20 protein-coding genes are annotated in these 20,473 nt (G+C 60.7%); 16 read left to right on the forward strand and 4 right to left on the reverse strand.

The window, feature by feature from the left end; translation table 11 throughout:
- The first annotated feature begins 169 nt into the window (after nucleotides 1–169).
- Both GM79_RS24855 and GM79_RS09805 read left to right on the forward strand, forming a co-directional pair.
- Nucleotides 170–373 carry a hypothetical protein gene (locus GM79_RS24855; RefSeq protein WP_152559931.1) on the forward strand — a complete coding sequence of 68 codons (204 nt, stop codon included), beginning with the start codon at nucleotides 170–172 and terminating at the stop codon, nucleotides 371–373.
- On the forward strand, nucleotides 321–764 hold the full coding sequence (locus GM79_RS09805; protein WP_051718714.1) for an IS1 family transposase: 444 nt from the start codon (nucleotides 321–323) through the stop codon (nucleotides 762–764). The genes GM79_RS24855 and GM79_RS09805 overlap by 53 nt, the downstream gene beginning before the upstream one ends.
- Here the strand turns inward: GM79_RS09805 and GM79_RS09810 are convergent.
- From GM79_RS09810 to lpxK, 3 genes are all read right to left on the reverse strand, one after another.
- Entirely contained in the window at nucleotides 761–1,297 is a 537-nt protein-coding gene (locus tag GM79_RS09810; RefSeq protein ID WP_051718715.1) for a tRNA-(ms[2]io[6]A)-hydroxylase, read from the reverse strand. The two genes, GM79_RS09805 and GM79_RS09810, sit on opposite strands and share 4 nt — an antisense overlap.
- 10 nt (nucleotides 1,298–1,307) lie before the next feature.
- Nucleotides 1,308–3,269, reverse strand: a complete 1,962-nt coding sequence (locus GM79_RS09815) for a putative porin (RefSeq protein WP_161787154.1) — start codon at nucleotides 3,267–3,269, stop codon at nucleotides 1,308–1,310.
- Nucleotides 3,270–3,378: 109 nt separating this feature from the next.
- Nucleotides 3,379–4,461, reverse strand: a complete 1,083-nt coding sequence (gene lpxK, locus GM79_RS09820) for a tetraacyldisaccharide 4'-kinase (protein WP_035563001.1) — start codon at nucleotides 4,459–4,461, stop codon at nucleotides 3,379–3,381.
- Between the two features lie 115 nt (nucleotides 4,462–4,576).
- Here lpxK and GM79_RS09825 point away from each other — a divergent pair, with 115 nt between their 5' ends.
- The 5 genes from GM79_RS09825 to pabB all read left to right on the forward strand — a co-directional run bounded on the left by GM79_RS09825 (nucleotide 4,577) and on the right by pabB (nucleotide 10,414).
- A complete protein-coding gene (locus GM79_RS09825; RefSeq protein ID WP_152559933.1) occupies nucleotides 4,577–5,242 on the forward strand; it encodes a DUF6992 family protein in 666 nt (221 codons plus the stop codon).
- A 281-nt stretch (nucleotides 5,243–5,523) separates the two neighbouring features.
- The gene (locus GM79_RS09830; RefSeq protein WP_035563004.1) at nucleotides 5,524–6,645 is read left to right on the forward strand and encodes a Nif3-like dinuclear metal center hexameric protein; all 1,122 of its coding nucleotides are present in this window, start codon (nucleotides 5,524–5,526) and stop codon (nucleotides 6,643–6,645) included.
- The gene (locus tag GM79_RS09835) at nucleotides 6,635–7,396 is read left to right on the forward strand and encodes a zinc ribbon domain-containing protein (RefSeq protein ID WP_051718717.1); all 762 of its coding nucleotides are present in this window, start codon (nucleotides 6,635–6,637) and stop codon (nucleotides 7,394–7,396) included. Before GM79_RS09830 ends, GM79_RS09835 begins: the two co-directional genes overlap by 11 nt.
- 93 nt (nucleotides 7,397–7,489) lie before the next feature.
- Nucleotides 7,490–9,067, forward strand: coding sequence for a hypothetical protein (locus GM79_RS09840; RefSeq protein WP_051718718.1), 1,578 nt, complete (start codon nucleotides 7,490–7,492; stop codon nucleotides 9,065–9,067).
- Nucleotides 9,068–9,121: 54 nt separating this feature from the next.
- Nucleotides 9,122–10,414: an aminodeoxychorismate synthase component I gene (gene pabB, locus GM79_RS09845; RefSeq protein ID WP_072008584.1), complete on the forward strand. Its 1,293-nt coding sequence runs from the start codon at nucleotides 9,122–9,124 to the stop codon at nucleotides 10,412–10,414.
- A 1-nt stretch (nucleotide 10,415) separates the two neighbouring features.
- Here pabB and GM79_RS09850 read toward each other — a convergent pair whose 3' ends face one another.
- A complete protein-coding gene (locus GM79_RS09850) occupies nucleotides 10,416–11,048 on the reverse strand; it encodes an NAD(P)-dependent oxidoreductase (protein ID WP_035563006.1) in 633 nt (210 codons plus the stop codon).
- 107 nt (nucleotides 11,049–11,155) lie between these two features.
- Here GM79_RS09850 and GM79_RS09855 point away from each other — a divergent pair, with 107 nt between their 5' ends.
- The 9 genes from GM79_RS09855 to GM79_RS09895 all read left to right on the forward strand — a co-directional run.
- A complete protein-coding gene (locus tag GM79_RS09855; RefSeq protein ID WP_035563009.1) occupies nucleotides 11,156–11,506 on the forward strand; it encodes a winged helix-turn-helix transcriptional regulator in 351 nt (116 codons plus the stop codon).
- Nucleotides 11,507–11,696: 190 nt separating this feature from the next.
- A complete protein-coding gene (miaB, locus tag GM79_RS09860) occupies nucleotides 11,697–13,136 on the forward strand; it encodes a tRNA (N6-isopentenyl adenosine(37)-C2)-methylthiotransferase MiaB (RefSeq protein ID WP_035563013.1) in 1,440 nt (479 codons plus the stop codon).
- Between the two features lie 462 nt (nucleotides 13,137–13,598).
- Entirely contained in the window at nucleotides 13,599–14,891 is a 1,293-nt protein-coding gene (locus tag GM79_RS09865) for a sigma-54 interaction domain-containing protein (RefSeq protein WP_035563016.1), read from the forward strand.
- A gap of 22 nt (nucleotides 14,892–14,913) precedes the next feature.
- Entirely contained in the window at nucleotides 14,914–15,546 is a 633-nt protein-coding gene (locus GM79_RS09870; protein WP_235184032.1) for an LptE family protein, read from the forward strand.
- A 193-nt stretch (nucleotides 15,547–15,739) separates the two neighbouring features.
- On the forward strand, nucleotides 15,740–17,200 hold the full coding sequence (locus GM79_RS22935; RefSeq protein WP_051718719.1) for a hypothetical protein: 1,461 nt from the start codon (nucleotides 15,740–15,742) through the stop codon (nucleotides 17,198–17,200).
- A gap of 27 nt (nucleotides 17,201–17,227) precedes the next feature.
- Entirely contained in the window at nucleotides 17,228–17,647 is a 420-nt protein-coding gene (gene secG, locus GM79_RS09880) for a preprotein translocase subunit SecG (protein WP_035563018.1), read from the forward strand.
- Nucleotides 17,648–18,016: 369 nt separating this feature from the next.
- Nucleotides 18,017–18,307 (forward strand): co-chaperone GroES, encoded by a 291-nt coding sequence (gene groES, locus GM79_RS09885; protein ID WP_035563022.1) that lies wholly within the window; start codon nucleotides 18,017–18,019, stop codon nucleotides 18,305–18,307.
- A 51-nt stretch (nucleotides 18,308–18,358) separates the two neighbouring features.
- A complete protein-coding gene (gene groL, locus GM79_RS09890) occupies nucleotides 18,359–20,005 on the forward strand; it encodes a chaperonin GroEL (RefSeq protein ID WP_035563024.1) in 1,647 nt (548 codons plus the stop codon).
- Between the two features lie 244 nt (nucleotides 20,006–20,249).
- A partial coding sequence (locus GM79_RS09895; protein WP_035563026.1) for a helix-turn-helix domain-containing protein occupies nucleotides 20,250–20,473 on the forward strand: 224 nt, incomplete at its 3' end.

The raw sequence follows: 20,473 nt of genomic DNA on the forward strand, positions 1-20,473 counted from the left end.
GGCGGTGGTCTAATCTAAGGTGAAATGATTAATTTTAGGGATGGTTTTTACGCAACATTTCTGCGCTGCTTGCGGCAGTGAACATATTCGCCGTAACGGCAGCGCTGGGGGCCATGCCAAATACCAGTGCAAAGGCTGCGGGCATCAAGCCCGTTTTACCCCCGCCGCCGTGGCCAAAGCGCTGCAGTATGCGCAGGTGGACGAGTTGCTGGGCGAGCGCAACTCGCAGCGCAGCATTGCCCGCGTGACGGGTATCTCGCGGGTGACGATTGCCAGCCGGATAAAAAAAAGCGCAAGCGGCTTCGCCGGCGCTCCCGCGCTTGCGCCCCAAAAAGGACCAGAAAAAGGAGTGGGAAGCGCTGGAGCTGGATGAAATGTGGACCTTCGTGGGCCGCAAGAAGCGCAAAGTCTGGCTGTGGTTGGCCGTCGAACGGGCCAGCCGGCGCATCGTGGCCTGGGTGCTGGGCCGACGGGACGCGGCCACGGCCCGGCGCTTGTGGTTGGCTCTGCCTCCGCGCTACCACCGCCATTGCTGGTATTTTACCGACCTGTGGGAGGCCTACGTGGAGGTGTTGCCCCGCTGGCACCATCGCCGCTGCCCCAAGGGCAGCGGCGGAACAAGTATTGTCGAAGCCATCAACTGTTCGCTACGCCAGCGCTGTGGGGTGCTCGTGCGAAAATCTTGTTCCTTCAGCAAGTCGCTGAGTATGCACACCGCCCGGATTAAAATTGTAATTGACCGGTACAATACCACCTTGAATTAGACCACCGCCCTTTCTTCTACTAATTTCGGGTCGCAATATTCCTTTGCTAATTCGACGTAGCTAACGAAATGTGCGGCTTCTGAAACCATTAATTCGTAGTAGAATTTGCTGAGCTCCTGGTCGGCGATGTTTTGCCAGAGCAGCTTGAAACGCTCGCAGCTACGCGCTTCAATCAGGGCCGAAACCAGGAGCTGGTCCATGAGCTGGCGCTCGCGGGCGCCGCCTTTACGCACATGCGCCAGCAGTTGCACCACATACTCGTCGCGGCGCGGCCGGCCGAGCTGAAAACCGCGTTTGCGCAACTCCAACAGCACTCTTTCGAAGTGGCTCCACTCCTCGGCCACCAGGTCGGTGAGCTCATCAACGAGGCGCGTTTTATCGGGATAATGGATAATCATACTGATGCCCGTGCTGGCAGCTTTCTGCTCGCACCAGGCATGGTCTACCAGAATATCCTCGATGTTTTTGCCGGCAATATCTACCCAGCGGGGGTCGGTATTCAGCTTTAGCTTAAGAATGGTTTTCTCTTTCATTTGTAGCTCATTAATTAAAGAAATCCCACCTTAATCCTAATTGAAAGCGTCGCGGATACCCTGTGAAATACGGCGTGGTAAAATACCCGTCGCCCAGCAATCCCTGGTTGACATAAGCGTATTTCAGGAATACGGTAACTGACTTAATATCCGCCGTGAAGAAGACATTTGCCACCGCGTAATTGCGGATAGTAAAGGTGTTTTGTTGGTAGAATTGCTGCGTGCTCGGGCTGTAATTGAGCGCACGAAAGCGGGATTGGTAGTACAGCTCCGCCCCTACCTGACTGAGCAGGGCCTTGCGGAAAATATAACTTTCGTAGTATACCCGCGAATTGGTTACCAGCGATGGAATGCGAATACCGTCCTCATTGCCGCCCTCAGTGTAGGTACCCTCGTTATCAAAATTCACGCGACCCAAGGCCACTTTATGCCGCGCTGAAACGATGAGCAGGTTGCGTGCTTTATTCAGCTGCGCGGGCACGCCTGCCGTGTCGTAATACACCAGGTTCATGATGTTGACGCCGCTGACGCTCGCCTCGAAACGCTGCCCGGTGAGTGGGCCCAGGTCGGGGATTTTCAGACGGATGCGGCCGGTGAGCTGGGTGGTGCTGGTATTGCTAAAACTGTTGCTGTCGTCTGACAGATTATTCCATTGGTAGTGGTTGCCCACGAACTGCTGCTGCGTGAGCGTGGGCCCCGCCGAAACCCGCAGAAGTTCGCCCGATAGCGGCCCGGTACGCACCACGGCTTTCAGCCAGTATTCGGGCGATTTGGCGCTGCTGCTGCCTAGGGAAATGGGTTTTAATTCGCCCGCAGCTTCCACGGCGTAAATCGTACGGTAGTTGAAAGCCGCCGTGCCCCCAAAAAACACATCGTTGAAATTGCGCGTGGGGGCGGCGGTGATGAGCGGCAAACCGCCCGCCTGCGACGTAGAATCAAGGCGGCGGCTGGTGAGCGAGGCCAGCCGGTCGCGGGCGTACACCCGGTACTCTACGGCGTCGGTGCGGCCCAGTAGGCCCACGGTGTTTTCTACTTGCCGGTACTCGGCCCGGTCGAGCGTGGCGCGGGTATTGCGCACCGGGCTGAGCGGGTAAAACAGGAAGCTACCGCGGCCGTCGGGCGTCAGTTCTTGGTCAGAGTAGCTGTTGTACTGGCGCTTGGCGTCGAAGGTGTGGTAGACTGTGAGCCCGCGCCCGAGCAGGCGGTAGGTCTGGGTGAAGTATAGCTCGTCGCGGTCCTCGTTGTTGGCTGCTTTGGTGAGGTAGACCCGCTCGCGGCCGTAGTTGAACAGGTCGGTGAGTCGGATGGTGTCGCGACCGCTAGGCAGACGCCTGGACACGGGCCAGATACCACCCTGCTCGAGCGCCCGATGCCGGACGTTGCTGAAATTAAAGAGTAGATGATACCGCTCGTTATCAGTTTGAAACCGACTGAAAAACAATAGATTAGAGTGCTCCACTAAGCCGTCGCGGGAGGACCTGGCAGCCAGAATCTTATTTGATGCAATCCGCTCGTAGGCCACGCCAACGCTGAAGTTTTTCCGCAGGCTGCGGCTGTAGCTGATTTCAAAAATCTGCTCGCCGGAACCGGATTGCACCAGGCGAAAAAACGAGTACGGCGACCGGGAATCGTAATACGGGATTTTGGTGGCGTCGCGGGCGTACCGGTCGAACGCGTTGCGGCCAAAGCGGGCGCCCAGCTGCAGAACAGGTTGGAAAAGCAACGGTCGCGACGCGGTGCCCAGGGCACCCAAATCCTGCTGAAAAGTGGTATCGTAGAGCCAATACCGGGCCTGGGGACGGCTCGTAAGCGTCGTGTCGAGCGGGGTACCCGAAGTGGAATCGCGCAGGATGTCCGCCTCGTAGATAATCCGCGTGGTTTTGGGGCCGTAAAGTACTTTGGTCGAATCATCGAGCACCTGGGCCTGGGCATAGGGGGCCCAGCCGGCCAGCAGTAGCAGCAGTCCCAACACGCACCACCGTAGCGGCCACGCCTTCAAAAATTCTCGTTGCTTAGCCTTCAAACAGGTAACGAATACGCCGGAATTCACGGGGGAAGTCCAACTAAGTCAAAAGTTAAAATCAGTTTTTTTCAGCAGCAGGCGCCGTGGACAATAGCTGGCGCAACACCGCGCCATCGCCTTCCCCGAACGCCACCCGCACCGGAATGGTATAGAGCGGCAACCCGGCCACCGCCGCCGTGAGGGCCGGCGCGAGCAGGCGGGTCGCGTCCTTTTCGGTGGTAAAAATAGGCCAGCCCGGCTGCCAATGCGCGCGCAAGGCCACTAAGTCGGCGGGCTGGAAGGCATGATGGTCCGGTAAAATGGCGTGATGCTGAATACGATACCCCTGGCTTTCGAGGTAGTCGCGCAGCGGCCCCGGCTGCGCGATTCCCGTGAGCAGTAGGGCCGGTCCGGCCAGGTTAGACGCTGGCGGAAACGATGGCAGCCCTGCAGAAACGCTACGTAACGGCTCGGCAGCACCGTATTCGTAAGCCGAAAAAAGTACGGGCACGGCCGGCCGGCCGTAGGCCCGGATGCGCTGCTCGACCGCCGCTTTGGTTTCCGTCGCCATGCCGGGCGGGCACTTGGTCACGATGATGACATCGGCCCGCCGGGCACCGCTCCGGCGCTCACGCAGGCGTCCGGCGGGCAGCACCTGGTCGTGGTAGAAAGGGCGGGCCAGCTCCGTGAGCAGCACGTTGAGCGCGGGCCGGACGGCGCGGTGCTGGTAGGCATCGTCGAGCACGATGACGGAAACCTCCGGATGCGTTTGCTGCAACAGCCGCACGCCTAGGCGCCGCTTTTCGGCCACCGCCACGGGCACGCCACGAGCCGAAAACTGCTGGTAGTACTGCCAGGGCTCGTCGCCCACCGTGGCGGCCGAATCGGGGGTGGCCGCGAGGCGCGGGCCGGTGGTGCGGCGGCCGTAGCCCCGGCTCAGTATGGCCGGGCGGTGCCCCTGGCGCAGTAATTCTTCGATGAGCCAGCTTACGTGGGGCGTTTTGCCGGTGCCGCCCACGCGCAGGTTGCCCACGCCAATCAGCGGCACGGCGTAGCTTTCCGACGCTTTCCAGCCCGCGTCGTACAGCCAGTTGCGAACGGCCATGATGGCCGCGTAGAGCCAGGAAAAAGGCAGCAATAAAAAAGCCAATACGGACTGCATACGCGAGCTGGGCACCACGCCCGAGCCGTAAAAGTACGGCCCGCTACGGGGCAGCTACACAAAGCCGGCCCGAAGCGGTTGCTTGCCATCTACTTCCCCCCTTTCTCACTGCCTCATGCGCCTACTACCCTTCCTTATTTGCCTGCTTGGTCTTTGCATTCACTCGCCCGTGCTGGCCCAAACGGCGGCTGACTCGCTGGCTCAAACGGTTCCGCTGCCAGCCATTCCGCTGAGAAATTTTGATGCGGAGCGCACGCGCCTCGACCAACGCGGCCTGACCATTTTGGGTGGTTGGGCGGCCACCAATCTGCTGGTCAGCGGCATCGCCACGGGGCAAACGGAAGGGTCGGCGCACTATTTCCATCAAATGAATATCGGCTGGGGAGCCGTGAACCTCGCGCTGGCCGGGGCGGGCTACTTCGCGGCCCGGCGCGCCAACCGCTCTCCAACTACGGACCGAGCCGGCAACGTACGCATCCAGCTGCGCACCGAGAATTTGTACCTCCTGAATGCGGGCCTGGATGTGGCCTACCTCGCCACCGGAGTTTATCTGCTGGAGAAAAGCCGTAACCCCACCGCTTCCGGCTCGTCGGACCGCTGGCGGGGCTATGGCCAGTCGCTGCTGCTGCAAGGCGGGGCGCTGCTGCTTTTCGATGGCTTCCAGTATGCCACGCACCACCGCCACGGCCGCAAGCTGTATCCTTTGCTGAGCCGAATAAGCCTGGCGCCGGGGGCTTTTGCCGTCACCATTCCGTTGAGTGGCCGGGCAGGCACTCAGTAGCCGTGCCCCATTCTCATTAAAAGAACCGAGCATTTTAGCTGGGAGCTTGGGCCGGATGCCTGTTCTTTGCTGTTCTTAATAGGACTTACGCCCTTAGTTGCTGGCGCGCGTCTTTGACGCGTTGCCCACTGGTTTCGCGTCAGAGACGCGCAGGGCCAACCAGACCAAACGGTGTGAACGACGGCGTTTGGAAACGCCAAGCCAGCAAGCCACGCGTCAGAGACGCGCGCCAGCAACTGAGTGCGTAAGTCCTCTCTTAAATTTATTGACTACTCGCCTCTATGCCCACCGTTCAAGACCTGGCCCGCCTGCTGGAGGCCGCCGCGCCCCTCGCCTACCAGGAAAGCTACGACAACGCGGGCCTGCAATGCGGCGACCCCACGGCCGAAATTACCGGCGTCCTCATCGCCCTCGATTGCACGCCAGCCGTGGTGGCCGAGGCCCTGCGGCGCGGCTGCAACGTGGTGGTGTGCCACCATCCCGTCATTTTTCGGCCTCTCAAACGGCTCACCGGGGCCAACGAAGTGGAGCAAACCCTCATTGCCGCCCTCAAGAATGACGTGGCCATTTACGCCGCCCACACCAACCTCGACAACGTGCGCGGCGGTGTGAACGACAAGCTCGCCCAGAAGCTCGGCCTCACCAAAACCCGGGTTTTGGCGCCCCAAAGCGGCACCCTGGCCCGCCTCATCACCTACGTGCCGCACCGGCCCGAAGACCAGCAAACCGACCTGGCGAACCGCGTGCTGCGGGCCCTGTATGCCGCCGGAGCCGGCCAGATTGGCCAGTACGCCGGGTGCAGCTTTCAGGTGGCGGGCACTGGTACGTTCACGCCCGGCCCGGATTCCGCCCCGCACATTGGTGCCCCGCAGCAGGCCACGGCCCTGCCCGAGTTGCGGCTCGAAGTGCTGCTGCCGCTGCACCGGCAGGCGGCCGTGCTGCGAGCCCTGCGGGAGGCGCATCCTTATGAAGAAGTGGCCTATGAGCTGATTAAGCTCGAAAACACGCACCCGGAAGTGGGCGCCGGCCTGGTGGGCGAACTGCCCGCGGCAATGGAGCCCGCCGCCTTCCGGGCCCTGCTCAAGGCGCGGCTGCTGGTGCCGGTGGTGCGCCACACGCCGTATGAAAAGCCCATCCGCACGGTGGCTATTTGCGGCGGGGCGGGCGCTTTTCTTCTTGGCGCAGCGCGGGCGGCCGGGGCCGATGCCTACGTGACGGGCGATGTGAAATACCACGAGTTTTTTGGGGCCGAAGGCCGGCTGATGCTCTGCGACGTGGGTCATTTTGAGAGCGAACAGTTCACCAGCGAGGTGTTCAGCGATTTGCTAACGGCCGGATTTGGACGTACTTTTGCGGTCTTAATCGCTGAAACCCCTACGAACCCCGTTCAATATGACTGCTAAAAGTGCCGCCGTCGCTCCTGCCGACGTTCCCGTAGCTGCCAAGCTCGAAGCCCTGCTCACCCTGCAGCAGCTCGATTCGCAGCTCGATGAAATCCGGCGCGTGCGCGGCGATTTGCCCGAAGAAGTTCAGGATTTGGAAGACGAGATTGCTGGTTACGAAGTGCGGGTCAAGAAATTTGACGAAGACATTCAGGGTCTGAACGACTTCATCAAGAGCCGCAAGCAGGCCAGCAAAGACGCCGAGTCGCTCATCAAAAAGTACGACGAGCAGCAGCAGAACGTCCGCAACAACCGCGAATTTGAAGCTATTGCCAAGGAAATTGAGCTGCAACGGCTGGAAATCCAGATTTCCGACAAGAAAATCAAAGAGTCGCAGTATCAGATTGACGTGAAAAACGCTGAAATCAGCGGCACGAAGTCGAAACTGGACGAGCGTCGCAAAGACCTCGACAACAAAAAAGGCGAATTGGAAACCATCGTTTCCGAAAACGAGGAGGAAGAGCGCGGCATTATGGCCCAGCGCGAGGCGGCTACCAAGCCAGTGGAAGACCGTTTGATGACGGCTTATACCCGCATTCGCGGCAACGTGCGTAACGGACTGGCCGTGGTGCTGGTGCGGCGCGATGCCTGCGGCGGCTGCTTCAACACGGTGCCCCCGCAGCGCCAGGCCGACATCATTTCGCACAAGAAAATCATCGTGTGCGAGCACTGCGGCCGCATTCTGGCCGACGTGGAAGCCCGCGCCGTTTAGGTAGCGCCTAAAGCCAATCCCAAAAACTGGCTTGCTCACTGAAATCATGAAAAAGGAACGGCCGGGTGTCGTTCCTTTTTTTTTACCTCCCGCATGACCTGGCTGGCAACTATTTTCCCTGGCTTACGCCACCGCATTCTGCCGGCCTGGCGGGGCCGGCCGGGGCGGCTGTGCGTGGTCGGGGTTCTGCTTGTTTCGGCATCAGCGGCGCGGCCGGCCGCCGTTGGCGTGCAGCCGCAGCCAGCCAGCGTGGAAACAGCAACCGGGCAGCTGACGCCCAACAGTCGCCGCGCCTACGCCGAGGTATTTAAGCTGCGGCTGGAGCCGGCCCGGGAGCTGCTGCGGCAGGAGCTGCTGGCCACGCCCGCGGCGCCGGCGCCCCTGTTGGTGGCCAACAGCGCCGACTTTGTGGAGCTGCTCATCACCCAGGATGCCGGCCGGTACGAGGCGCTTGCTGAGGCTCAGGAGGCGCGTCTGGAGGCTTTGGAGCGGGCTCCCGCGGGTGCGTTGCGCGACTACGCCCGGGCCGAAATCACCCTGCACCTGGGCTTGAGCCAGCTCCTGTTCAAGCGGCTGGTGGCGGGCGGCTACCATTTGCGGAGCGGCTACCACCAAATGCAGGCGGTGGTGAAGCGCTACCCTACGTTTGCCCCGGCCCGCAAAACCCTGGGCATTTGCGAGTTTGCGGTGGGCTCGTTGCCGGCGGGCTATCACTGGCTGCTACGCTTGCTGGGCCTGCCGGCCAATTCGGACACCGGCTTGAAAAACCTGGCCGTGGCCGCGGCCCAGCCGAGCGACTTTCAAACCGAAAGCCAGATTTACCTGACCCTGATTCGGGAAGGCTACTATAAAAAACCCGAGGAAGGTATCCGCCTGATGGAGCGGCTCGTGGCCGGACAGCCCGGCAACCTGCTCTTTGCTTACTTATTGGTGAGCGTGAACAAGCGCCAGCACCGGGGCGAAGAGGCCCTGGCGGCCTACCGCGCCCGCCCCGTTGGTGCGGGCTACCTGCCAATTCCTTATCTGCACCACATGGCGGCGGATTTGCTGCTGTACCGGGGCGACTATGCGGCGTCGGAGCGGGAGAACCTGACTTTTTTGCGGGAGTATAAGGGCCAGCACTACCGCAAAGACGCCGCCTTTAAGCTTTACCTGGCGGCGTGGCTGGGCGGGCAGCCCGCCGCAACGGCCGCGCGGTACCGGGCGCAAATCAACCGGCCCGGCCCCACCGATGTGGAGGAAGACAACTACGCCCAGCACTATTACCACGAGGCGCAGGCGCTGCATCCGGTGCTCACCAGGGCCCGGCTGCAGATAGACGGCGGCTACAACCGGCAAGCGCTAACCACGTTGCGCCGCTTCCACCCGACGGCCAGCACCCTGTGGCGCGACCTGATTGAGGAGCCGTACCGCCGGGCCCGCGCCTATCAGGGCCTGGGCCGGCTCGATTCGGCGTGGTTTTACTTTGAGCGGACGCTGACCGTGGCCGGCCCCAAAGCACCGTACTATTTCGCGCCCCAGGCCGCCTTACAGCAGGGCTACCTGGCTCAACAAGCCGGCAACAAAGCACAGGCGCGGCTGTATTTTCAGAAGGCGCTGAATTACCCGTGGCACGAATACAAAAACAGCACCGATGCCAAGGCCACACTGGCTTTGCGGGAGCTGAAATAAGAACTTCGCGACGCTGCTTTGTTAGCATCGCGGGCTTTCCAGCCGTTTCTTTTTATGGTTTCTACTTCTGCCCATCCTCCTTGCCTGTCCGTGTTGTTGGCAGACCTGCCCGCCGATTTTCGGGCGCGGGCGCTGAGCTGGGCGGCGGAATTTCCGCACTGCGCCTACTTCGAGCCCAATGACCTGGAATATCCCAACGGGCCTTTCGACCGCATTTTGGCGGTGGCAGCGGCGGGTGCTTCCGCCAGCAGCTCACTGACTGAGCTGCCCGAAGTGGATAACGCGGATGCCCCGCGCTGCGGCTTTATCACCTACGACCTCAAAAACGAAATCGAAGCCCTTTCGAGTGAGAATTTTGATGGCTTTGGCTGGCCGCAGCTGCACTTTTTCACGCCTCAAACCTGGCTGTGCTGGCGACCGGACGCGGTAGAAATCCACGGGCAAAACGACGAGGTGCTCGCCCGGATTTTGCGGCAGCCACTCCCGGCCCGGCCCGCGCCGCAGGTACCGGCGTTGCGCCCCCGCCTGCCCAAGGCCGATTACCTGGCAGCCGTGACGGCCATCCGCGAAGACATTCTCAATGGGGAAGTGTATGAGTTGAATTTGTGCCAGGAATTCTACGCCGAAAACGTAACGCTGACGCCGACAGACGTTTTCTGGCGCCTGATGGACGCCTCGCCGGCCCCGTTTGCGGGCTTCATCCGGTGGCACGACCATTTTTTACTCTGTGCTTCACCCGAGCGTTTTCTATCGCACCGGGACGGCGAATTACTCTCGCAACCCATCAAAGGCACCATCCGCCGGGGCACCAACCCGGCCGACGACGAGCGGCAGCGCCAGACCTTGCGACACGACGAAAAAGAGCGGGCCGAAAACCTGATGATTGTGGACCTGGTGCGCAACGACCTCGCCCGCGTGGCCCAAACGGGCACGGTGCGGGTGCCGGAGCTTTTCGGTTTGTACCCGTTTCGCCACCTCTGGCAAATGATTTCGACCGTGTCGGCCCAGCTACGCCCCGGTACGGAACTGCCGGAAATTCTGCGGGCCACCTTCCCGATGGGTTCGATGACCGGAGCCCCAAAAATCCGGGCCATGCAACTCATTGAACACTACGAAACCACCCGGCGCGGGCTCTACAGCGGCAGCATCGGCTACATGTGGCCCAACGGCGAATTCGATTTCAACGTCGTCATCCGCTCCCTGCAATACCGCCAGGATACCGGCTACCTGAGCTTTGAAGTGGGTTCCGCCATCACCTTCGATTCGGACCCGGAACGCGAGTACGAGGAGTGCCTGCTCAAAGCCAAAGCTCTGCTGGAAGTACTGAGCACCACCATCGGGCCCTGAATCAATAGCTGACGAAGGGCATTTGCCTTACAAACTCGTCGGTTTTGACTTGCTTGAGAATGAACTCGGCTAAGTCAGCCCGGCCTATCGACGTGCTGGCGTTCACGCCCACCCAGCCCACGCGGTACTGCCCGGTGTAAGGCTGGTCGGTGAGGCGGGGGCCGCGCACGATTTTCCAGTCCAGCCCGCTGGCTTGCAGTACTTCAGCGTGGCCCGCTGCGTCGGTGAGCACCTGGGGCACCACCAGCTTCATGATGCCGCGGATGAGGCGGTCGGCCAGCTTGGGCTGGTCGGGGCCAAAGGGCAGGCCGCCGCCCGACAGGCTGATGATGTGCCGGATGCCCTGGGCCCGCATGGCAGCCACGATGTGGCGGGTGCCCACGGTCTGTACGTTCTTGGGTGAGCCCTTCACCTGGCCAAACACACTCACCACGGCATCGGTGCCTTGCACGGTGCGGGCCACGTCGGCGGGGTTGAGCACGTCGCCAGCAATGATTTCGAGCCCGGCGTCGCGCGTGGTAATTTTGGCCGGCGTCCGCACCAGCGCCCGGACGTGGATTCCTTGCCGCAAGGCCTGCGCGAGTACCTCTTGGCCGGTTTTGCCAGAGGCGCCAAAAAGAGCAATAGTGGACATATAAACGTTGATTAGAGGAAAAGTGCAGGAAATAATGAGTACGGAAGCCGAAAGGTAGCTACCTTGTCGCACCCTCCAAAACCACAGGTACCCACCTCAAGGTAAGTATGACTGCCACGCCCCTACTCATTACCCCCAGTTGCCCTATCCGCACCACCCTCGACATGCTGGGTGGTAAGTGGAGCCTGCTGGTGCTGCACCAGCTCGCGGGTGGCGCACGGCGCTTTGGGGAGCTGCGCCGGCTACTGCCCGACATCAGCGAGAAAGTACTGGTGCAGCAGCTCAAGCAGCTGGCCACGGCCGAGCTGCTGGTGCGCACCAACCACGGCGAAGTACCGCCCCGCGTCGAGTACCACCTCACGGCGCTGGGCCGGCAGGCGTTGCCGGTGCTGGCGGCCACGGCAGAGTTCGGCCGGGTGTACGCCGCGCACATTCAGAACGGGCGCGCCATGCCGTGAAGGCTGTCTGGTGCAGGAAACCGATGGTGCTTGGGGTTGCGTGCTACCTGCCGGGCCACGGCCGGGCGATTGGCTGACGCCCAGGTCCTGCGTCCGTTGCTGCTTCTTTATCCGGCACCTTATTCCTGCCAATTTGTCATTTTGGCCCGTAAAGACGTATCTTTACGGGCCGCCGAAACGCGCCTTTATTATGTCCCAAGCTCTGTTAACCCTTGATTTTTTAGATAAAGAAACCCTGGCTCCCGAGGCGACGCCGAGCGGCGAAGTCCGCGTGAGCGTCGCTACCCGCACGGGCCGACAGCGCAAGCTCTACATTGAGAGCTACGGCTGCCAGATGAATTTCTCGGATTCCGAAATCGTATCGAGCATCCTGTTTGATGAGGGGTTTGATACCACCGAGGACCTGGCCAGCGCCGATTTGGTGCTGCTCAACACCTGCTCCATTCGCGAGAAAGCCGAACAGACCGTTCGGATGCGCCTCTCGCAAATCAACTCGCACAAGAAGCGCAACCCCGGCATGCTGGTAGGCGTGCTCGGCTGCATGGCCGAGCGCCTGAAAAGCAAGTTTCTGGAAGAAGAGAAAATCGTCGACCTCGTAGTTGGCCCCGATGCGTACCGGGATTTGCCGCAGCTTATCAGCCAGGTAGATGGCGGCCAAAAGGGCGTGAACGTGCTGCTCAGCCGCGAAGAAACTTACGCCGACATCACGCCAGTGCGCCTGAACTCCAATGGTGTTTCGGCCTTCATCAGCATCATGCGCGGCTGCGACAACATGTGCTCGTTTTGCGTGGTGCCCTTCACCCGTGGCCGGGAGCGCAGCCGCGATGCCCACAGCATTTTGCGCGAAGCCGCCGACCTGGTAGCCGCTGGCTACAAGGAAGTAACGCTGCTGGGCCAGAACGTGGACAGCTACAAGTGGGCCAGTGCAGACGGCCTGGAGCACGTCAACTTTGCTCAGCTGCTGGAGCAAGTAGCCCGCATCAGCCCTGAATTGCGCGTGCGCTTTTCCACCTCGCATCCCAAGGACATTACCGACGAGGTGCTGCACACCATGGCGCGCTACGAAAACATCTGCAAGTTCATTCACCTGCCCGCCCAGAGTGGCAACTCGCGCGTGCTGGCCCTCATGAACCGCACCTACGACCGCGCCTGGTACGAGGAGCGGGTGCAGGCCATCCGCCGGATTCTGGGCGACGACTGCGCCATCAGTTCCGACATGATTTCGGGCTTCTGCTCCGAAACCGAGGACGAGCACCAAGACACCATGAGCCTGATGGACTACGTGCGCTACGACATGGCCTACATGTTCTTCTACTCGGAGCGCCCCGGCACCCTGGCCGCCCGCAAGCTCACCGACGATATTCCGCTGGAAACCAAGAAGCGCCGCCTCCAGGAAATCATCGACAAGCAGCAGCTGCACAGCGCCGAGCGCAACCAGCGCGGCATCGGCCGCGTGCACCGCGTGCTGGCCGAGAACTTCTCCAAGCGCTCAAAGGAGCACTTGAGCGGGCGCAACAGCCAGAACCAGGTAGTGATTTTCCCAAAGCAAAACTTTGTGAAAGGCGACTACGTGGATGTGCTGGTGCATTCGGCATCGGCGAGCACGTTGTTGGGCGAGGCGGTTGCTTAGCTTTTTATTCTCATGGGAGAATTAAACGTTTAGCTTCCAAGCTGAACACACTCACTGAAAAGATTTACAAATTAGGTGCCCGTACTTAATTGTGTGGGCAATCGGGCCCAGTCGCCAACCTCACCCCCTAGCCCCCTCTCCCCAGGAGAGGGAGAACTAGTTTTAGTCTTAACTTCTATTTAATCAAATTTTTAGAACTAGTCTTAATCCCCCCTCTCCTGGGGAGAGGGGGCTAGGGGGTGAGGTGCCCCGGCCGGGCCCGATTGCCCACATAATCAAGTGCGGGCACCTCTTTACTAGCCAGAAGTTATGCTCAATGAGTTGCTGGCAGCAGGTACCGATTGCAAAAAAAATACTACAGGGATTCATTCGTTATTACCGCTCACTTTCCCCGCCGTCGCACGTCGCCAAAGATTCGCCAACATACTCTGACAGCCGACAACTAACAACCGACAACTAACCTTGACCACCCAGGAAATCCAATCCATTAAGCTCCGGTTCGGCATCATCGGCAATGCGCCGGCGCTGAACTACGCCATTCAGGTAGCCGCGCAGGTTGCGCCGACCGACATGACGGTGCTCATTACCGGCGAAAGCGGGTCGGGCAAAGAGTCCTTTTCGAAGATTATTCACGCGCTTTCGCCGCGCAAGCACGGGCAGTTCATTGCCATCAACTGCGGCGCTATTCCCGAGGGCACGATTGATTCGGAGCTGTTTGGGCACGAAAAAGGCTCCTTCACCGGCGCCAATGAGGCCCGCAAGGGCTACTTCGAGGTAACCAACGGCGGCACTATTTTCCTGGACGAAATTGGTGAGATGCCGCTCGGCACGCAGGCCCGTTTGCTGCGCGTGCTGGAAAATGGCGAGTTTATCCGCGTGGGTTCCAGCAAGGTGCAGAAGACCGATGTGCGCGTGGTGGCCGCCACCAACGTAAACCTGCTCGACCGCGTGCAGGCCGGCACCTTCCGCGAAGACCTTTATTACCGGCTCAACACGGTGCCCATCACGGTGCCGCCGCTGCGCGAGCGCGGCGAGGACATCTACCTGTTGTTCCGAAAGTTTGCTTCCGATTCGGCCGAGCGCTACCGCAGCAAGCCCATCACGCTGCTGCCCGATGCGGTGCAGGCGCTCACGCGCTTCCGTTTCCCCGGCAACATCCGCCAGCTCAAGAATATCGCCGAGCAGATTTCGGTGCTCGAAACCGAGCGCGAGCTGGACGCCCGCCGCCTGGCGCCCTACCTGCCGCAGGAGCAGGTGAGCCGCCTGCCCATGTTGCTGAATCAGGGCGCGCCGGACAGCGCCACGGCCGGCTACTCGGAGCGCGACTTGCTCTACAAAATTCTGTTCGACATGCGCCGCGACATGACGGACCTCAAGAAAATGGTGCTGGAGCTGGCCACCGGCCAGCGCCCCCACGAAGCCCAGGAGCTGCTGCGCCAAAACAGCCACCTCTTCAACAATACCGCATCCAACAGCGCGTTTGAGGCCGGTGCCGCGGCCGAATATTTCCTGCCCGTGGCGCCCAAGTCGTACAACAACGAGCCCGAAACCGACTACGACGAGGAAACGCCCGTGGAAGACATTCCGCACGAAACCGAAGAAGAAACGCTCTCATTGGATGTGAAGGAGCGGGAAATGATTCTCAAGGCGCTGAAAAAACACAACAACAAGCGCAAGTACGCCGCCCACGACCTGGGCATTTCCGAACGCACGCTGTACCGTAAACTCAAGCAATATGACCTGGAGCAAGTTTGATTCTTTAGCTGTTAGCTGTCAGTTGTTAGCTGTTAGCTGTCAGCTTTTAGCTTTTAGCTTTTGGGGGTTTCTGCGAAAGCGGGCTATCAGCTATCAGCTAGTAGCTATCAGCTTTGGAGGCGTTGGGGGGTTTCTGCGAAAGCGGGCTATCAGCTATCAGCTAGTAGCTATCAGCTCATTACTGAGTGGCTGCGGCGTCTATTCGTTCAGCGGCACCAACATCGACCCGGCGGTACGCACCTTTTCCATTGCCACCATTCAGAACAACACGCCGCAGGGCCCTGCCTACCTCACGCAGCGCTTCACGGAGGACCTGAAAGACTACTTTCAGCAAAATACCAAGCTGAAGATTGTGCCGCGCGACGGCGACCTGCAGTTTGAGGGCAGCATTGTGGCTTTTGACTTCGCCCCGGCCTCCATTCAGCAGGTAGATGGCGTGGACCAGGCGGGCTCCAACCGCCTCACCATTCAGGTGCGCGTGCGCTTCACCAATACCAAGGACGACAAGCAGAGCTTCGAACAGATTTTCCAGAACTTCGACGACTTTCCGGCCAGCCGCAACATCGCCACCATCAATAGCGACCCCAACGCCGTACGGACCACGACCACTAAAATCATCACCGACATTTTTAATAAGTCGGTGGCTAACTGGTAAGTCGCGAATGAATTGAGCCGGCCCAGGTGCGGGCCGGGGTTGAAACCAAACTGCCGTACGGAGCCAAAACGAAAGTTTCGACGCGCGCCTTTGCGTAAATTGGCGTAACCTTGCGCCCCCGTTATCCTGTTTGTGGTGCTGATTTCAATGTTTTCCCTGACATCACGCTGATTTAAAGCTGCTCTTTACACCCGTGACCCGCGCCGCGCTTCTGCATGTTCTTGACCACACTTCGGCCCTGGGGCCGGTAGAAGTGCGTGAGCTTGAGCAGCTTGCCCAGGCGTTTCCGTACTGCCAAACCGCGCATCTGCTGCTCGCCAAAGCGGCCCATGACCAGGGCACCATGCTGGCCGGCCAGCGCCTGCGCCGCGCCGCCACCTACGCCACCGACCGCACCCTGCTGCGCCGGCTGATTGAGCAGGTAGCGCCAGTGCCGGTGCCCGAAGTTTTTGCCCCTACAGAAGAAGCGTTAGCGCCACCCGCCGTTGCCGAAGCCCCACCCCTGCCGGCCCCGACGGTACCGGAACTGCCAGTTAGCACCTTACTCGCTGATGTTGAGTACGTAGCGCCGCCGGCCCCGGAAGCGTCAGCCCCGGCGGCTCCCGTTGCGGCTCCCGAGCCTGAGATAATAGCAGCGGCAGCGGCCCCCGTTGAGGAAGTCGTGCCGATTATCCCGGAAGCGCCAGTTGTTGCGCTGGCACCGGAGGAAACGCCTGAATTCGTGGGAACCCCTCACTCCCCAACGCCTGCGGAGGATGGCCCGCCGCAAACGCAGGAACTGGCCCCAGCGGAAGCCACTGCACTGCCAACGGCCGCGGCAGAGGCGCTGCTGCTTGAGGTGGAAGGCGTAGATATTCCCGCCGCCGAAGTTATTGCGGAGCTTTTGCCGGAACCCGAGACGGAGGCTATTTTGCCCGCGCAGGCTCCGGCTATTCGGCCGCCGGTTGAAGTGGGAGAAGCACGCTTCGAATTTGGTTTGGCGGAAGCGGCCCCGCCCGTTTTACCGACCTACGAGCTGCCCGGTTTGATTGATGAATGGGCCGCCTCAGCCGTGACCCGGAGTATGGGTAGCGTGGCGCTGCTGCCCGAAATCGCGGCCCTACCCGGTTTGCCGGTTGGCCCCGCGTCCGATTTTACGCCCGCCGCCTTCACCGGTGATGCGACGGTGGGATACGGCTTCGGGGAAAGCAGTCGCCTGGGATTTTCCCTACAGCTGCTGAACCTGTTAGCGGACCAGGCGGAAGCGGCGCTTGCTGCAAATACCATAGCCGGGGCCCAGCCCCCGGCCGCGCCGCTGCCGCCCGTCGGGGCGTTTTTTGAGCCCGACCCGCTGCTGCTCGACCATTGGGCCACGCACTGCCCGCCGGCCCCGGTGCTGCCCTCGTCGCTCGACCTTATCAACAACTTTCTGCGCCGCCAGCCCCGCCTCACGCGGCCCGCCATGCTGCCGCCGCCCGCCGGCGTGCAGGCCGACCTGAGCGTGCGCAGCACCCGCCCGGAGGCCGACCTGGTGTCCGAAAGCCTGGCCCGCATTATGGTCCGGCAAGGCAAAACGGCCCGCGCCATTGAGATTTATGAGAAGCTCATGGTGAAGCAGCCGGAAAAAATGGCGTACTTTGCGGCCCAAATCCAACAATTGCAACCCCCGGCATAATTTGCCTTTTCAGCTCTTTTGTTTCCCATGTTATACACCGTTGTCATCGTCCTAATTCTCCTCGTGTGTTTCCTGCTGGCCCTGGTGGTGCTGGCCCAAAACCCCAAGGGGGGCGGAATCTCCAGCCAGTTCAGCGCCGGTGGTGCCGCCAGCATGATGGGCGTGAAGCGCACCGGCGACCTACTCGAAAAACTCACCTGGGGCTTCGCCATCGGTCTGGTGGTGCTCTCGCTCAGCACCCACATGCTCACCACCAATACCAACGGCCCCGCGCGCAGCATCAACCAGCAGCGCGCCCTGGAAACCCGCTTGCCCGCGTCGGCTCCTGCCCCCGGCGCACCGGCTCCGGCCGCCGCACCCGGTGGTGCAATGGCGCCGGCTGCTGCTCCAGCTGCTACCCCCGCCCAGCCGGCTCCGGCCCCGGCTACTACGCCAGTTCAAGAATAGCGGCACTTATTGCCTGCTCCGATACCGAAAAAGCCGGTGGTTCCTTACGGAGCTACCGGCTTTTTCGCGCTCGTTAAGCAAGCGTGCAAAAACAGGCTTAGCAAAGCAGTTGTCATGCTGAGCGCAGCCGAAGCACCTCTACCGCTTCGTTGAATAGCCATTTAGCCCTTGCGGTAGCGATGCTTCGACAAGCTCAGCATGACGAATTAGTGTCTGGGGTTAGTCGTGCGGGACTGCTTAATCGGCCACTTTTGCCACCAACGGATGCCAAAAATTGCCCATTTTGTCAGGTTTAGGGCCCTGGCACGGGAAGTGCGATTGGGGCGTACACCCTGATTTTTCATCTTACTCAAACCAAACACACACAGAATGGCACTTAGCATGAAACCGCTGGCCGACCGCGTCATTGTACGCGCCGCCGCCGCCGAGGAGAAAACCAAATCCGGTATCATCATCCCCGATACGGCCAAGGAGAAGCCCCAGCGCGGTGAAGTTGTAGCCGTAGGCGAAGGCAAAACCGCTGACAGCGGCTCGCTCATCAAGCCCCAGGTGCAGGTAGGCGACCAGGTACTGTATGGCAAGTACGCCGGCACCGAAATCACCGTTGACGGCGAAGACCTGCTCATCATGCGCGAGTCGGACATTTTCGCGGTGCTCTAGGCCCGTTGAAAATTCATAACTCCTAATTAATAACTCCTAATTCTTCCCAACGTGGCTAAGAACATTCAATTCGACACCGAAGGCCGTGCCCGCTTGCAGGCCGGTGTGAACAAACTGGCGAACGCCGTGAAAGTGACCCTCGGCCCCAAAGGCCGCAACGTCATTATCGACAAGAAATTTGGTGCGCCCTCCATCACCAAGGACGGCGTGACCGTGGCCAAGGAAATTGAGCTGCGTGACCCCATCGAGAACATGGGCGCCCAGCTCGTGAAGGAAGTGGCCTCGAAGACGGCCGACCAGGCTGGCGACGGCACCACTACTGCCACCGTATTGGCCCAGGCCATCTACACGGCCGGCTCGAAGAACGTGGCCGCCGGTGCCAACCCCATGGACCTGAAGCGCGGCATCGACAAGGCGGTAATCGCTGTGGTTGCTAACCTGAAAGCGCAGTCGAAAAAGATTGAGAACTCGGCAGAAATTGCCCAGGTAGGCACCATCTCGGCTAACAACGACGCCGAAATCGGCCAGATGATTGCCGATGCCATGGAGAAAGTGGGCAAGGAAGGCGTTATCACCGTGGAAGAAGCGCGTGGCACCGAAACCGAAGTTAAAACGGTGGAAGGCATGCAGTTTGACCGCGGATATCTCTCCCCTTACTTCGTGACCAACCCTGAGAAAATGGAGGTTGAGTTCGACTCGCCTTACGTTCTCATCTACGACAAGAAGGTGAGCACCATGAAGGAGCTGCTGCCCGTGTTGGAGCAGGTACTCCAGACTAGCAAGCCCCTGGTTATCATCTCGGAAGACGTGGACGGCGAAGCCCTCGCTACCCTGGTAGTGAACAAGCTGCGCGGCTCGCTGAAAATTGCCGCTGTGAAGGCTCCCGGCTTCGGCGACCGCCGCAAGGCCATGCTGGAAGACATTGCCACCCTCACGGGCGGTACCGTTATCAGCGAAGAGCAGGGTTACAAGCTCGAAAACGCGACCTTGGAATACCTCGGTACGGCTGAGAAAATCATCATCGACAAGGACAACACCACCATCGTAAACGGCAAGGGCTCGAAAGAGGCCATTAGCGGCCGCATCAGCCAGATTAAGGCCCAGATGGAAACCACCACGTCGGACTACGACAAGGAGAAGCTGCAGGAGCGCCTTGCTAAGTTGAGCGGCGGTGTTGCCATTCTCTACATCGGTGCCAGCACTGAGGTGGAGATGAAAGAGAAGAAAGACCGGGTTGACGATGCCCTGCACGCCACCCGCGCCGCCGTTGAGGAAGGCGTGGTACCCGGCGGCGGTGTAGCCCTGGTGCGTGCCCTGGAGGCACTGGCCGCGGTAGATACCCGCAATGCCGACGAGCGTACCGGTGTGAACATCATCCGTACCGCCCTGGAGGCGCCCCTGCGCTGCATCGTGCAGAACGCCGGGGGCGAAGGCTCGGTAGTCGTGCAGAAGGTGCGCGAGGGCAGCGGTGACTTCGGTTACAACGCCCGCGAAGACCGGTACGAAAACCTGGTGGCCGCTGGTATCATCGACCCAACCAAGGTAACCCGTCTGGCTCTCGAAAACGCTGCTTCCATCGCCGGCCTGTTGCTGACGACCGAAGCCGTGATTTCGGACGAGCCCGAGCCGGCTGCTAGCGGCGCTGGCCACGGCGACGGCGGCATGGGCGGTATGGGTGGCATGGGCGGCATGATGTAAATCGCAGATTACCGCTGATTTTATTGATTGCGCTGAAGTTTTTGGTGCATAAAAAGAGCCCCGCTGGCATTGCTGGCGGGGCTTTTTTGTGGGCTTTTGGGTAAGCACTGCGCTGGCCGCAGTTTAGTGCTACTACCACCAAAGGGGGATTCAAAATAAGGGCGGCTAAAATCTGAATCCCCCCACTGGGGGGATTCAAAATGAAAGGTCCGCAATTTTGAATCCCCCCTGGCGTTCCTGCCTCATGCCCGAACTACCACATGCCCCCGATGAGCGGCTGACTGCTACCCGCACCCACTTCGGTCTGGGCCAGCGCGAGGCGGCCCACCTACTGGGCACCACCCAAACCCGCATCAATAACGCCGAGGCTGGCCGCCGGCCCCTGCCCTACGCGGCCGGGCTGCGCCTGCGGGCCTTGCACGCGCTGATGCGGGCGGCACCCGCCGGGTCGCCCCCACCCGCCCCCGA

The sequence above is a fragment of the Hymenobacter sp. IS2118 genome (assembly GCF_000715495.1).
Lineage (GTDB): Bacteria > Bacteroidota > Bacteroidia > Cytophagales > Hymenobacteraceae > Hymenobacter.